General features: G+C 76.1%; 13 protein-coding genes. 6 read left to right on the top strand and 7 right to left on the bottom strand.

Annotation, left to right across the window (positions count from 1 at the left end; translation table 11 throughout):
* Positions 1-116: 116 nt before the first annotated feature.
* Entirely contained in the window at positions 117-1,022 is a 906-nt protein-coding gene (locus tag ACZ3IL_RS26705; protein WP_467394263.1) for a helix-turn-helix domain-containing protein, read from the top strand.
* Between the two features lie 579 nt (positions 1,023-1,601).
* On the opposite strand, the gene ACZ3IL_RS26710 is transcribed toward ACZ3IL_RS26705, so the two are convergent.
* Positions 1,602-2,324 carry a helix-turn-helix domain-containing protein gene (locus ACZ3IL_RS26710; protein ID WP_467394265.1) on the bottom strand — a complete coding sequence of 241 codons (723 nt, stop codon included), beginning with the start codon at positions 2,322-2,324 and terminating at the stop codon, positions 1,602-1,604.
* 67 nt (positions 2,325-2,391) lie between these two features.
* On the opposite strand from ACZ3IL_RS26710, the gene ACZ3IL_RS26715 reads away from it, so the two are divergent.
* Positions 2,392-3,045: a flavin reductase family protein gene (locus ACZ3IL_RS26715; protein ID WP_467394267.1), complete on the top strand. Its 654-nt coding sequence runs from the start codon at positions 2,392-2,394 to the stop codon at positions 3,043-3,045.
* A gap of 178 nt (positions 3,046-3,223) precedes the next feature.
* Here the strand turns inward: ACZ3IL_RS26715 and ACZ3IL_RS26720 are convergent, their stop codons facing one another.
* The 4 genes from ACZ3IL_RS26720 to ACZ3IL_RS26735 are packed head-to-tail and all read right to left on the bottom strand — an operon-like array spanning position 3,224 to position 5,711.
* Positions 3,224-3,415 (bottom strand): hypothetical protein, encoded by a 192-nt coding sequence (locus ACZ3IL_RS26720; RefSeq protein ID WP_467394269.1) that lies wholly within the window; start codon positions 3,413-3,415, stop codon positions 3,224-3,226.
* Positions 3,416-3,454: 39 nt separating this feature from the next.
* Positions 3,455-4,105 (bottom strand): ABC transporter, encoded by a 651-nt coding sequence (locus ACZ3IL_RS26725; RefSeq protein ID WP_467394271.1) that lies wholly within the window; start codon positions 4,103-4,105, stop codon positions 3,455-3,457.
* Positions 4,102-5,037 (bottom strand): ATP-binding cassette domain-containing protein, encoded by a 936-nt coding sequence (locus ACZ3IL_RS26730; RefSeq protein ID WP_467394273.1) that lies wholly within the window; start codon positions 5,035-5,037, stop codon positions 4,102-4,104. The genes ACZ3IL_RS26725 and ACZ3IL_RS26730 overlap by 4 nt, the downstream gene beginning before the upstream one ends.
* Positions 5,034-5,711 (bottom strand): AIM24 family protein, encoded by a 678-nt coding sequence (locus ACZ3IL_RS26735; RefSeq protein WP_467394275.1) that lies wholly within the window; start codon positions 5,709-5,711, stop codon positions 5,034-5,036. Before ACZ3IL_RS26735 ends, ACZ3IL_RS26730 begins: the two co-directional genes overlap by 4 nt.
* Positions 5,712-5,782: 71 nt before the next feature.
* On the opposite strand from ACZ3IL_RS26735, the gene ACZ3IL_RS26740 reads away from it, so the two are divergent.
* From ACZ3IL_RS26740 to ACZ3IL_RS26750, 3 genes are all read left to right on the top strand, one after another.
* Positions 5,783-6,604 (top strand): aminoacyl-tRNA hydrolase, encoded by an 822-nt coding sequence (locus ACZ3IL_RS26740; protein WP_467394277.1) that lies wholly within the window; start codon positions 5,783-5,785, stop codon positions 6,602-6,604.
* 81 nt (positions 6,605-6,685) lie between these two features.
* Positions 6,686-8,167: an MbnB/TglH/ChrH family RiPP precursor modification enzyme gene (locus tag ACZ3IL_RS26745; RefSeq protein WP_467394279.1), complete on the top strand. Its 1,482-nt coding sequence runs from the start codon at positions 6,686-6,688 to the stop codon at positions 8,165-8,167.
* Positions 8,155-9,210: a TIGR04222 domain-containing membrane protein gene (locus ACZ3IL_RS26750; protein WP_467394281.1), complete on the top strand. Its 1,056-nt coding sequence runs from the start codon at positions 8,155-8,157 to the stop codon at positions 9,208-9,210. Before ACZ3IL_RS26745 ends, ACZ3IL_RS26750 begins: the two co-directional genes overlap by 13 nt.
* Positions 9,211-9,416: 206 nt before the next feature.
* Here the strand turns inward: ACZ3IL_RS26750 and hemQ are convergent, their stop codons facing one another.
* Entirely contained in the window at positions 9,417-10,130 is a 714-nt protein-coding gene (gene hemQ / locus ACZ3IL_RS26755; protein WP_467394283.1) for a hydrogen peroxide-dependent heme synthase, read from the bottom strand.
* Positions 10,131-10,147: 17 nt separating this feature from the next.
* Complete coding sequence (hemG, locus tag ACZ3IL_RS26760; protein ID WP_467394285.1) at positions 10,148-11,659, bottom strand: protoporphyrinogen oxidase; 1,512 nt, start codon at positions 11,657-11,659, stop codon at positions 10,148-10,150.
* Between the two features lie 137 nt (positions 11,660-11,796).
* Between hemG and ACZ3IL_RS26765 the strand changes: the two genes are divergently transcribed.
* The gene (locus ACZ3IL_RS26765) at positions 11,797-12,831 is read left to right on the top strand and encodes a DUF4349 domain-containing protein (RefSeq protein WP_467394287.1); all 1,035 of its coding nucleotides are present in this window, start codon (positions 11,797-11,799) and stop codon (positions 12,829-12,831) included.
* The last annotated feature ends 6 nt before the right edge of the window (positions 12,832-12,837 follow it).

The following is a 12,837-nucleotide window of genomic DNA, read 5'->3' on the forward strand; positions in this document are numbered from 1 at the left end:
AAGTCGGTCTGACGCACGTGCGAGGAGAGCCGAGCGGCCGTCGCCGGTCGTCCTTCCCGCGCACTTCGAACGTACGATGCCGTGGAACGACCGCCCAGGTACACGAAGGTCCGGCCGTGGTGAAAAACGGACACGAAACGATCCCGCAGGTTCCCTTCGCGCCGCCCGGCGGCGACAGGACCGGCGTCGAGGTCATGACGCTCGCCGTCCTGTCCGCCCGGATGCGCCGCCACGGCGGCCCCGAAGGCGCCCGGGACGCCGGGGGCTCCGGCCGCGCCCAGCGCCCCGAGTTCCACCTGCTGCTCACCGTCGACCGGGGGCCGCTGTGGCACATGGTCGACTTCACCGACTACGCCGTCACCGACGGCGCCTGGCTGTGGGTGCGCCCCGGCCAGGTGCAGCGCTTCGGCGACCTGCGCGCCGCCACCGGCACCGTGGTGCTGTTCCAGCCGGACTTCCTCGACACCGCCACCGCCGCCGAAGTGCGCCTCGACGACCCCTTCGGACGCACCCTGTGGCAGACCGCAGGCGACGACGTCCCCGCCCTGCGCCGCGCCCTGGACCACCTCGCCCACGAAGCCGCCGCCACCGGCACGCCCCCCGCCACCCGCGACGCCGTCCTCCAGCGCCTGCTCGGCGTCCTCCTGCTGCGGCTGACGCACCGGGCCGGCCCCGTGGGCACCCTGCCCGGCGAGCACGCGGAAACCTTCCAGCGCTTCCGCCACGCGGTCGAGAACGACTTCGCCCGCGCCCGGGACGTCGGCCACTACGCCCGGGCGCTCGGTTACGCGCCGCGCACCCTGACCCGCGCGTCCCTGGCCGCGGCCGGCGTCGGCGCCAAGGACTACATCGACCGGCGCGTCGTCCTGGAGGCCAAACGCCTCCTCGCCCACGAGGACGCCCCCGTCGCCTCCGTCGCCGCCCGCCTCGGCTTCCTCGACGCCAGCAACTTCACCAAGTACTTCACCCGGCGCACCGGCAGCACACCCGCCGCCTTCCGCGCCCCGTACCATCCCGGCTGAAGCCGTCTTTCAGGTCACGGCCGGGGAACCCGGGCGGAGATCCGGTGCGTCGCGCCATCGGTGAATCTCTTTCCTCCCGTACTGGAGGGCGAAAGAGGCTCGCCGGGCGTGAACGGCTCCTCATGCCGAGCCGCTTCCGCACCGGAAGACCGCACCTCTCCCACCCGGAGGAGACGCGGCCCTCTCGCCGTCCGGCCCCACCGGATCGCCGTTGCACCCGGAGCTTCGCGACGCGCTCCGTAGCCCTCTGGATTTCGCTGGTGGTCACATCAGCCGGCGCCCTTCGTCCGGCAGCTCGACCAGGCGCTCCGCCGAAGTCATCGGCCCCTGCCCCGGGTTCGTCCGCACCCCCGGCGCCACGTGCGTGGGGACCCGCGTCCGCCCCGGCGTCCGCCCCCGCCCCGGTGGCGACCTGGAAGCGGAAGAGGCCCGGCCGCGCGTCCTGGGCGCCACCGTCCCGGTCCGGCCGGTCCGCGCTCTCCTGGACGGTTCCGGCCGGCCCGGAAGGCGACGAGGTCTGTCCCCTCGCCCCTCTCCGGCCCCGGGCAACGGCTCAGGCCGGCCCCGGGGGCCGGTGTGTCAACCGGCCGGGGTCGGCATCCCGCCGGACAGACCGAGGTGGTCCTCCAGCGCGCGCTCGCCCGTGCCGGTGAGGGCGACGGCGCGGCTCGTGCCGATCCGCCTGATCCAGCCGGCGTCGAAGGCGTGACGGCACAGGGCGGCGCCGACGGCACCCGCCAGGTGGGGGCGGCGTTCGGTCCAGTCCAGGCACGAGCGGACCGGCGGGCGCCGCGTGGCGGGCGGTGGCGCGATGCCGAGTCCGGCCAGCCAGGCGGCCCCGTCGCCGGTGAGCGCCGGCCCCTGCTCCCAGTCCAGCAGCCCCCGACCGGTCATCGCCTCGGTGATCGCGACTCCGAGGGCCCCGGCGAGATGGTCGTAGCACGTGCGGGCGCGGGCCAGCGCCCGGCCGCGGTGGACGGCGGGCAGCGAGCGGGGCGGGTCGGTGCGCCGGGGCGCCATCGAGGCGAGCTTCTCGATCAGTTCGGCCGTGTCGGGGCCGGCGAGGCGGACGTAGCGGTGGCGGCCCTGGCGCTCCTGCGTGAGGAGTCCTCCGCCGACCAGGAGGTTCAGGTGCCCGGTCGCCGTCGAGGGGGCCACCGAGGCATGGCGCGCCAGCTCGGTCGCGGTCCACGCCCGGCCGTCCAGGAGGGCCAGGCAGAAGGCGGCCCGGGTGCCGTCGGCCAGCAAAGCGGCCAGGGCGGCCAGGTCCGGGCTTCCGGTGTGGGCGTCGTGACTGTTCATCGCCGCCCATTGTCCACCCGTGATCCTTCGGCGGCCGCCGAAGCGTCCGCGCCCTACGGTCGGTCCCATGAACACCGCGACACCCGTCGGCGTGCCCACCGGCCCGCCGTCCGCACACATGACCGTCACGCCGAGCATCCTGTACTTCGGAACGCCGGTCGTGCTGCTCTCCACGGAGAACGAGGACCACACCTTCAACCTCGCGCCGATGTCCTCGGCCTGGGCACTGGGCCACGTGATCGTGCTCGGCCTGGGCGCCGAGGGGCAGACCGCGCGCAATCTCCGCAGCCGCCGCGATCTGGTGGTGAACCTCCCCTCGTCCGCGCAGTGGCCGGCGGTGGAGAGGCTGGCGCCCCTGACCGGGCGCAGCCCGGTGCCCGCGAGCAAGCGCGGGTCCTTCCGTTTCGAACCGGACAAGTTCACCGCCGCCGGTCTGCGACCCCAGCCCTCCGAGCTGGTCCGGCCGCCCCGGGTCGCCGAATGCCCGCTGCAACTGGAGGCCCGCGTCGCCCGGGCCCGGCCCGACGCCTCCGGAGAGTTCCTCGTCGTCGAAGCCCGTGTGCTCGAGGTGCACGCCGACCCCCGGATCGTCGTCCCCGGTTCCCAGCACATCGACCCGGCCGCGTGGAACCCACTGATCTACAACTTCCGCCACTACTACGGGCTCGGCCCCGAACTCGGCCACAGCCACCGCTCGCAGACGGCCCGGCGGAACGGATGAACCACCGCTGACCCGGACGGACGCGCGGGCGAGCACCGGGCGGACGTGCACTGGGCGGGCGAGCACCGGGCGGGCGCGCACCGGGCGGCCACGGCCGGTCCCGCCGGCCGCGCCGACCATGTCCGTCCGCGCCTCCCCGTCGTCCGCCCGCGCGTCCGCCCGTCGTCCGTCCGCCCTCCTAGCCGGAGCAGGCCGTGCGCTGGGCCTCCTGCCACGCGCACACGGGACAGAGGGTGATCCCCTTGGCCGACCGGGCGTACTCGGTCGGCTCCTGGCACAGGACGCACGCGGCGAACGGCCCCTCGGTCACCGGCTCGTGCTCCGGACCGGGCACGGGGGCGCAGGACGGCGTGGACTCGGAATCGGTCATGCCTTCGAGGCTACTCCGGCGGGTTCGTCGCCGGAGTCCTCACTCCAGGCGCGCCGTGGCACGGCAGGCGAGGGCCGCCGTCGCCGCCGCCAGGACCAGGGCGCCCGCGCAGGCGAGCCAGGGCGGATGGGCACTCGCCGTACGGGCGCCCGTGACCAGGGCCGTCATGGCGTGCTTCGCCGGGGACCCGGTGACCACGAAGGCGAGGAGCGAGCCGAGGACCAGGGCCGAGAGGGACCAGCCGGCGGCCGGCAGGAAGGGGCGGGAGGCCAGCATGCCCACGGCGGCGCCCGTGAGCGCGCAGGCCAGGGCGGCGAGGAGCCCGGTGGTGACGGCGGCGGGGAGGGTGACGCGCCCCCTGTCGCTCGCGCCCGCCACGCAGAGGACGGCGACCGCCCCGGTGAGGGCCGGCCAGGCGGTCCCGGTGAGGATCGCCGCCAGGTGCGCGCGGTTCCGGCCGGCGGCGGCCGCGACCACGCTCCGCGCGGCGGACGGCTCCTGGGTGAGGCAGGTCCGCACCGTCCAGGCCGTCACGGGGAGCAGGGCGGCGGCGGTGAAGCCGAGCGCGTCGAGCACGGGCTCGCCCGCCCGGACGCCGGCGCCGACGAGGGCCGCGTACAGGAGGAACGGCCCGAGCCACCGCTGGGAGCGGAACAGCAGGCCCGTCTGGTACCGCAGCAGCGCCGTCATGCCCGTACGTCCTTCCCGGATGCCCCGGACGTCCCGGCCGCCCCGGACATGCCGGATGCCCCGGACGTCCTGGATGCCCGGGAATTCCTGGATGCCCCGGGCGTCTCCGCGTCCGTCGCGGTGTCCAGCCGGCGGATGTGCCAGGAGGCCCTGAGGAGCGCGCCGAGCAGCGCGTCGGAGTGGGCCGCCCCCACGGTGAGGACGGTGGTGCCGTCCGGTCCGGCCGCGACGGCCGGGTCCCCCGGGAGCCCGCCGGGGAGCGTCCGCCCGCCGGAGGCGGTGACGCGCACCAGGTCCTCGGGGTCCTCCCGTACGGGCTCCCGGCCCGGCCGTACCCGGCCCGCCCCGACCTCGTACACCACGTCCGCCGCGCCCCGCAGCCGGCGAGGGTCGTGGTCGACGAAGACGACCGTCGCGCCCGCCGCACGGCGTTCGCGGACGGCGGCGTCGAGCGCGGCGCGGGCCCCGGTGTCCAGCCCGGTCCACGCCTCGTCGAGGACGAGGAGGGCCGGGCCGGCGAGGAACGCCTGCGCGACGGCGACCTTCTGGGCGGTCCCCTTCGACAGCGCCGCGAGTCCGGTGCGGGCGTGCTCACCGGCCCCGAACCGCTCCAGCCACTCCCCCGCCCGGGTCCGCGCCTCCGCCCGGCCGAGGCCCTGGACGCGGCCGAGACGGACCAGGTAGTCGAGGGCCGTGAACGGCAGTGCGGCCGGGAACCGTTCGGGGACGTACGCGGTACGGGCCGGGCGGCCGGTGACGCGTCCCTCGGTGGGGGCGTCGACGCCGGCGAGCAGGCGCAGGAGCGTGGACTTGCCGGTGCCGTTGGCGCCGGTGACCCGGACGAGGGCGGCGGCGGGCAGGTCGAGATCGACCCCGCGCAGCACCCACGGGCCCCTCGGACCGTGCCGGCGTCCGGCCCCCTCCAGCCTCAACCGGACGTGTGCTTCTGCGGGGTGACCTCGCTGGGCCGGACGACGACGAAGCCCTGTCCCTCCAGCTTGAGCTGCACGGCCTCGCCCGAACCGCCGCGGATCATCGAACCGACGGACTGCGAACGGTGCAGCGAGGTGCGCAGCTGCTCGCTCCAGCCGACGACCGCGTCTGTGTCCACGTACACCGGGGCCTGCGGCGAGACGGGGATGACGATCGGATCGCCCTCGCAGATCAGGGCTATCTTGCCGTGGCCGGAGAAGACCGAGTTGAAGAGGCCGCCGCCGGTCATGCCGGCGCCCTTCACGGTCCTGATCTCGTACTGGAGGGTGGAGTCGAAGCAGAGGACGTTCCGGCCGTTGACGGTGAAGGCGTCGCCCTGCTCGATCTCGACGACGAAGCAGTTCTGCGCCTCGTGGGCGAACCAGGCCTCGCCCCGGCCGCGCACGGCCATCAGCGGCAGGCCCTCGCCGGTGACGGCCCGTTTGAGCAGGCCGCCTATGCCCTGGCCCTTGCGCTCGAACTGGAGGTCGCCGCGGAAGGCGATCATGGAGCCCTGGCGGGCGAGCATCTCGCCGTTCACGGCGTACTTGACCGACTTGCCGTTCTGCAGGGTCATTCCGGGGACGGTGGCGGTCTCGGCGAGGTGGTGGCCGGAGAAAAGATCGCTCTTCATGAGGGGCATCCTGGCCCCGGGGGGCCCGTCTCCACAAGGAACGCCCGTCACGGCGGTGGCAGACTTGCCGGGTGAGCAGCGACGAAACCGATCTCCGTACCGGTCCCGGCACCGGTTCCCGCACCGGCCCGGACCCCGACACAGAGGCCGACACCGACCCCGCCCCCGCCCCCGGCACCGACACCGAGGCCGACGCCGGCACCGATCTCCGGGACGGGAAGCCCCAGTTCGTCCTCCCCCTGGTCGTCCGGATCGAGCGCGACGCGCCCCCGGCCCGTACCGACGCCCTGGAGACGGCGGCGCGGGCCGTCCTGGAGATCCTGACCGACGACCGCTCCCTCGACGGGGGCGCGTGGGCGCGGGCCGTGGCCGACTGGCAGGACGCCCGCATCCGCAAGGTGGTGCGCCGGGCGCGCGGAGCGGAGTGGCGCCGGGCGTGCGCCCTCCCCGGGATCACGGTGACCGGCACGGAGGCGGAGGTACGGGTCTTCCCGCCGGTCCCGCTCGACGGCTGGCCCAAGGACCTGGCCCGCCTCCAGGTCTCGGGCACCGACCTCGACGACCCGGCTCCCCCCGGCCCCGTGCCGGAGGGGGCGGCGGTCCTGTGGTTCAATCCGGACCTCGGCATGTCGGCGGGCAAGTCGATGGCGCAGGCGGGGCACGGCGCCCAGCTCCTCTGGTGGGCCATGACGAACGCCGGGCGCGAGGCCTGGCGGAAGGCGGGTTTCCCGCTCACCGTGCGGACCGCCCCGGCGGAGGACTGGGCCGCCCTCACGACGAGCGGGCTCCCGGTGGTGCGCGACGCGGGCTTCACGGAGATCGCGCCGGGGTCGGCCACGGTGGTGTCGGCGTTCCCCGGCTCCGCGGGCCCGGGGAACGGGAACCTCAAATGAAGCTCTGAACGTGTTCCCTCCGGGGTTCGGACGTTCCCGCGTGGGCCATCACCGGAGAACTGAGGACCGAAGGAGGGGGACATGACGGAACTCGGCATCGGCATCGGCTGGCGTCCCGAGATCGCGGACGCGGTGGAGGGTCTGACCGGGGTCGACTGGGTGGAGGTCGTCGCGGAGAACATCTGCGCCGGCCATCTGCCCGACTCCCTGGCCCGGCTGCGGCGACGGGGCGTCACGGTCGTCCCGCACGGCGTCTCGCTGGGGCTGGGGGGCGCGGACCGGCCCGACCCGGCGCGGCTCGCGGCGCTCGCGGAGAAGGCGGTGGCGCTGGGGGCGCCGCTGGTCACGGAGCACATCGCGTTCGTACGGGCCGGGGGGCCGCTCACCGCCACCCCCGCGCTCGAGGCGGGCCACCTGCTGCCCGTGCCCCGCACGCGGGACGCGCTCGACGTGCTCTGCGAGAACGTGCGCATCGCGCAGGACGCGCTGCCCGTGCCCCTGGCCCTGGAGAACATCGCGGCCCTGGTCGCCTGGCCGGGGGAGGAGATGACGGAGGGGCGGTTCCTCGCGGAGCTGGTGGAGCGCACGGGCGTACGGCTCCTCGTCGACGTCGCCAACCTGCACACCAACCACGTCAACCGGGGCGAGGACCCGGCACGGGCCCTGTCCGAACTGCCGGTCGAGGCCATCGCGTACGTGCACGTGGCGGGCGGCGTGGAGCGGGACGGCGTGTGGCACGACACCCACGCCCACCCGGTGCCGCGCCCGGTCCTCGACGTGCTCGCCGACCTCGCGTCCCGGGTCTCGCCGCCGGGAGTGCTCCTGGAGCGGGACGACGCCTTCCCGCCGGCCGGGGAACTGGCCGGGGAACTGGCGGTGATCCGGCGGACGGTGGCGGAGGCGTCCGCCCGCCGGGCGGTGGGCGCCGGGACGCCCGCGGCGGTCGCGCGGCCCCTGCTCATCGGGGCGGGCGCGCGCGTCTCCGGCGGGCCGATGCCGGGCGCCGTCCCGGTGGCGGCTCCCCCGGCGCCCGTGCCTGTGCCGGTGCCGGTGGCCGCGCCCCCGTCCGGGGCCGCGTCCGTCCCCGTCCCCGCGTCCGCTCCCGTCCCCGCTTCCGCTCCGGGGTCCGTTCCCGGTGCGGACGTCCGTCAGCGGGTCGGTCTCGCCCAGGCCTCGCTGCTCTCGGCGCTGGTCGCCGGGACGCCCGCGCCCGAAGGGTTCGACAGCCGGCGGCTCGGGGTGCAGAGCCGGGCGCTCGCGGCCAAGCGGGCCGGGGTCGTCGCGAAGGTCGCGCCGGAGCTGCCGGAGATCCTGGGGGACGGGTTCCGGCCCGCCTTCCTCGCGTACGCCAGGTCCCGCCCGATGACCGGGAACTACCGCCGGGACGCGCTCGGCTTCGCCGAACACCTGCTGATCGCCGGCCGCCCGGAGGACCCCCTGGCGCGGCAGCGGCTCACCCGCTGGTGGCAGGAGCGTTCCGGCAGCCGCCGGCCCGGTCCCGCCGGGCGGCTCGTCCGGACCGTCCGTCACGTCCTCGCGGGGAGACGACCGTGGACCTCCTGATCGTCCTGTACCACCTCGCGGGCGCCGCCGGCATCGCCCTGGTCGTCACCCGGGTCGTCCGGACGCGCCGCGGCTCCGCCGGGCCCGTCCACGACCGGTACGAGGCCGCCTTCCTCAACGGCGGTCCCGCGAGGGTCGTGGACAGCGCCCTCGCCTCCCTCCACGCGGACGGCCGGCTCGCGGTCGGCGGGCCCGGCGTCGTGGCCGTCGTCCGTGCCGCCGCGCACGATCCGGTGGAGCGCGCGGTGCTCCAGGAGCACGCCGCCGCCCCGCACGGGGCCCTGCACCACCTGCGGCTCGCCGCGATGCGGCACCCGGCGGTGCAGGAGATCGGCGACGGTCTCGCGGCGCGCGGGCTGCTCGTGGACCCGGAGACGCGGCGCACCACGAAACGGTGGTGCCTCGCGCTGGGCCTCACGGCCCTCCTCCTCGTCCCGGTCTCGGTCGTCCTCACGTTCGCCGACGTCGCCGTCCGCCCGGAACCCGCCGTGCCGTTCGTCGTCAAGGTGCTGCCGGTGCTGTTCGCCGCCGGGATCTGCGCCCTCGTCTGCGGGACGGTCTCCGCCGGGCGGCTCACCCCGGCCGGCCGGCACGCCTCCTTCTCGTACGGGCGGGCGCACGGGCACCTGGCGGACGCCGGTCTCCTCGTGGCCCTGCACGGACCGCGGACGCTGCCGGACCCGGTGCTCAGGGACCAGCTCCTCGCCGCCGCCCGCCTCGGCGGGCCCCGGCGGGGAGGGCGTCAGGGGGCGGGGCACCGGCACTCGGCGTCCTCCGGGACGGACGCGGTCGCCGTGGCCGCCGTGTGGTGCGCGGGCGCCGACTCCTGCGGAGGGGGCGGGGGTTCGTGCTCCGGGGGCGGTTCCGGCTCCCCGGACTCCGGGCCGGGAGGCGGTTCCGGCTGCGGGGGCGGGGCCGGTTGCGGGGGCGGGGGCAGCTCGTGTTCCGGGTCGAGCTCCAGCTCGTGTTCCGGGTCGAGTTCCAGCTCGTGTTCGAGTTCGAGCTCCAGCTCGTGCTCCAGTTCCAGCTCGTGCTCCAGCTGACCACCGGTGCGCTCCGCGCCGCCTCCGGCCGGGGAGACGCCCCGGAATGACGCCGGTGCGGCGCGCTGGAGGCGCGCCGCACCCGGTGCCGGACCCGGTGTCGCTGGAGCGGCAGGCCGATGTTGCCGCCTGCCGTCTGATCTTCCGGGTCGAGGGGTGGCGCACCCGGCCGGGAGCCGGGCCGCCACCAGGTTTTCGTACGGCCGTCAGGCCAGGCCCGCCACCAGGTCGGCGACGCTCTTGCGGCGGCCGGTGAAGAACGGGACCTCCTCGCGGACGTGCATCCGCGCCTCGGAGGCGCGCAGGTGGCGCATGAGGTCCACGATGCGGTGCAGCTCGTCGGCCTCGAAGGCGAGGATCCACTCGTAGTCGCCGAGCGAGAAGGAGGCGACCGTGTTGGCGCGGACGTCGGGGTAGCCGCGGGCCATTTTGCCGTGGTCCGCGAGCATCCGGCGGCGGTCCTCGTCCGGCAGCAGGTACCAGTCGTAGGAGCGCACGAAGGGGTAGACCGAGACGTAGTCGCGCGGGTTCTCGTCGGCCAGGAAGGCCGGGATGTGCGACTTGTTGAACTCGGCGGGGCGGTGCAGCGCCATGTTCGACCAGACCGGCTCCAGGGCGCGGCCCAGGCGGGTGCGGCGGAAGAGGCTGTACGCCTCCTGGAGCTCGTCGCTCGTCTCGGCGTGCCACCAGATCATGACGTCGGCGTCGGCGCGCAGACCGGACAGGTCGTACGTGCCGCGGACCGTGACGTCCTTGGCCGCGAGCCGGTCGAACAGCTCCTGGACCTCGTCGGCGTAGCCGCTCCGGTCCTCGGGCAGGACGTCGCGCAGCTTGAAGACGGACCACAGGGTGTAGCGGATGACCTCGTTGAGGTCCTTCGCCTTCTTACCGGCGTTCGGGATCTTTTCGGGCGCACTCATGGGTCCATTCTCGCCCTTCACGAGGAGTGCCCCGCACCGGGGTCGGCCGTTTCCGGCGTGGCGATGATCTCGTCCCCGGAGCCGCCCCCGGTCCCACCCCCGGTCCCGCCCCCGAAGCCGCCCGCGATCCCGTCGGCCGCGCGCAGGGCCGAGGCGACGCAGGCGGGGACGCCGACGCCGTCGTACGCGGCTCCCGCGACCCGCAGCCCGGGAAGCGCGGCGACGGCCGCGCGGACGCGGGCGACGCGGGCGAGGTGGCCGACCGGGTACTGGGGCAGGCCGTCGAGCCAGCGGGTGACCGTGGTGGCGACGGGGCGGGCGCCGAGGCCGGTGGCGGCGGCGAGGTCCCCGAGGGCGGCGTCCACGAGGTCGGCGTCCTCGCGGTGGACCTGCTCCGTCTCGCCGTACCGACCGACGGAGGCGCGCAGGACGAACAGGCCGGGGGCGGCGTCGGCGACCCACCGCCACTTCTGGGCGGAGAACGTGGAGGCCTTGATCGTGCGGCCGTCGACGGGCGGCACGAGGAAGCCGGAACCGGCCAGGGGCGGAACGTCGGAGCGGCGGAACGCGAGGGTGACCAGGGCCATGGAGGCGTAGTCGATCGCGTCCAGCTCGCTCGCGGCGGCGGGGGCGTGCGCGGCGAGGAGCGCGGCGGCGGGCCCGGCGGGGGTGGCGAGGACGACGGCGTCGGCCGTGAGGACGCGGTCGCGGCTCACGACCTGCCAGCCGGTGGCCCCGGTCCGGCGCAGCTCCGTCACGGGGGCGTTCACGAGGATCTCGCCGCCGGCGGCGCGGACCGCGTCGGCGACCGCGCCGGGCAGGGTGCCGACGCCGCCCTCGACGCCGAGGAAGACGGAGCCGCCGAGACCGGTGGCGGCGCCCGCCGCGTCGGCCGGGGCGGCGGCGCCGGCGCGCTGGACGGCGCGGACGGCGGCGGTGAGCGTGGGGTGGGCGCGGGCGGCCTCGAAGAGGGCGGGGACGGCGGCCCGCATCGAGATGCGGTAGGCGTCCCCGGCGTACACCCCGCCGAGGAGGGGTTCGACGAGCCGGTCCACGACCTCGCGGCCCATGCGGGCGGCGACGTACTCCCCGATGGCGACGTCCTCGCCGATCGCGGTGGGCGGCAGGTCGAGGTCGCCGGAGACCCGGCGCGCGCCCTCCTCGGAGAGGAGGCCCCGGACCGCGTCGGCGTCGCCGGGGACGCCCATGACGTGCCCCTTCGGCATGGGGACCAGCTCGCCCCTGGACCAGACGGACGCGGTGGTGGTGGCGGGGGGCCGGAGCCGGTCGCCGAGACCGACCGCGCGGGCCAGGGCGACGGCCTCGGGGCGGCGCGCGAGCAGCGACTCGGCTCCGAGGTCCACGGGGGCGCCCGCGATCTCCCCGGCGAGGAGCTTGCCGCCGAGCCGGCCGTCCGCTTCGAGGAGGGTCACCCGGTGGCCGGCGAGGGCCAGCCGGTGGGCGGCGGCGAGGCCGGTGATCCCGCCTCCGGCGACGACGACGTGGGGTCCCGTGGTGTCCGCGTTCATGGGGCCACTCTCTCAAACCGCCCGCGCGCTCCCGTTCCGAGGCCGGACCGTGACCGCATCGCTACCGCCGGACGGCAACCTCCGCCACCGGCCCGTACGTCCAAAGGGCATCACTCATCACCATCCTGGGGGTCCCCATGCGGAGAGCGCGTACGACGGCCGGCGTCCTGCTGACGGCGTCACTGGTCCTGACGGGCTGCGGAGCGGGCGGGACGGACGCGGGCGGCAAGGCGGCGGACGCGCGGGCGGCGCGGCCCGCCGAGCGGGCTCCGGGCGGCGCGGCCGAGGGCGCGGCGGACGCCTCCCCCGGCGCGGCCCCCGGGACGGCCGCGCCGAAGGCACCGGCCCGGCAGCACGTCATCCGCACCGCCACGCTCTCCGTGGAGGTCGCGGACGCGGCGAAGGCGCTGGCCACGGCCCGCCGGGTGACGGCGGAGGCGGGCGGCCGGGTCGAGAACGAGTCCACGGAGCGGGTCGACGGCACGCACCTGACCTCGCACGTCGTGCTGCGGGTGCCGCAGGAGCGGTACGACCCGGTCCTCACCGAGCTGGCGGGCGCGGGGAAGCTGCTGAGCCGCAAGGCGGACGCCAAGGACGTCACCGACCAGGTGGTGGACGTGCAGAGCCGGATCGCCAGCCAGCGGGCGAGCGTGGCACGGGTGCGGGCCCTGATGGACCGGGCCGAGCGGCTGTCCGACGTGGTGACCCTGGAGGCCGAGCTGAGCCGGCGGCAGGCGGACCTGGAGTCGCTGCTCGCCCAGCAGTCCTCGCTGGCCGACCGGACGTCGCTGGCGACGATCACCCTCCAGCTCTCCGAGAGGAGGGCGGAGAAGAAGGCTCCGGCGCCGGAGCCGGAGGAGGGCCGTCCCGGCTTCCTGGAGGCCCTGGGCGGCGGCTGGAGCGCCCTGGTCGGCGTGGCGGCCTGGATCGTGGTCGTGCTCGCCGCCCTGGCCCCGTGGCTGGCGGTCGCCCTGGCCGCCTTCGTCCTGTGGCGCCGGCTGGTCCGCCCCCGGCTGGCGGCCCGGCGCCCCGCGCCGGTCCCGGCGCCGCGCCCCGAGCGGCCGGAAGCCGGACGACCGGGGGCCGGGCGGAACGCCGCCGGCGCGCTCGTGGCCCCGGAAGCCCTGGAAGACCCGGAGACGCCGGAGACGCCGGAGACGCCCGCGAAGTAGCGTTTC

The sequence above is a fragment of the Streptomyces sp. NPDC014907 genome (assembly GCF_055562975.1).

What these genes read in the sequence shown, in the direction of transcription:
- ACZ3IL_RS26765 (WP_467394287.1), top strand. Translation starts at nt 11,797, where the DNA reads ATGCGGAGAGCGCGTACGACGGCCGGCGTCCTGCTGACGGCGTCACTG.
- ACZ3IL_RS26735 (WP_467394275.1), bottom strand. Translation starts at nt 5,711, where the DNA reads ATGAAGAGCGATCTTTTCTCCGGCCACCACCTCGCCGAGACCGCCACC.
- ACZ3IL_RS26715 (WP_467394267.1), top strand. Translation starts at nt 2,392, where the DNA reads ATGAACACCGCGACACCCGTCGGCGTGCCCACCGGCCCGCCGTCCGCA.
- ACZ3IL_RS26725 (WP_467394271.1), bottom strand. Translation starts at nt 4,105, where the DNA reads ATGACGGCGCTGCTGCGGTACCAGACGGGCCTGCTGTTCCGCTCCCAG.
- ACZ3IL_RS26745 (WP_467394279.1), top strand. Translation starts at nt 6,686, where the DNA reads ATGACGGAACTCGGCATCGGCATCGGCTGGCGTCCCGAGATCGCGGAC.
- ACZ3IL_RS26710 (WP_467394265.1), bottom strand. Translation starts at nt 2,324, where the DNA reads ATGAACAGTCACGACGCCCACACCGGAAGCCCGGACCTGGCCGCCCTG.
- hemQ (WP_467394283.1), bottom strand. Translation starts at nt 10,130, where the DNA reads ATGAGTGCGCCCGAAAAGATCCCGAACGCCGGTAAGAAGGCGAAGGAC.
- ACZ3IL_RS26720 (WP_467394269.1), bottom strand. Translation starts at nt 3,415, where the DNA reads ATGACCGATTCCGAGTCCACGCCGTCCTGCGCCCCCGTGCCCGGTCCG.
- hemG (WP_467394285.1), bottom strand. Translation starts at nt 11,659, where the DNA reads ATGAACGCGGACACCACGGGACCCCACGTCGTCGTCGCCGGAGGCGGG.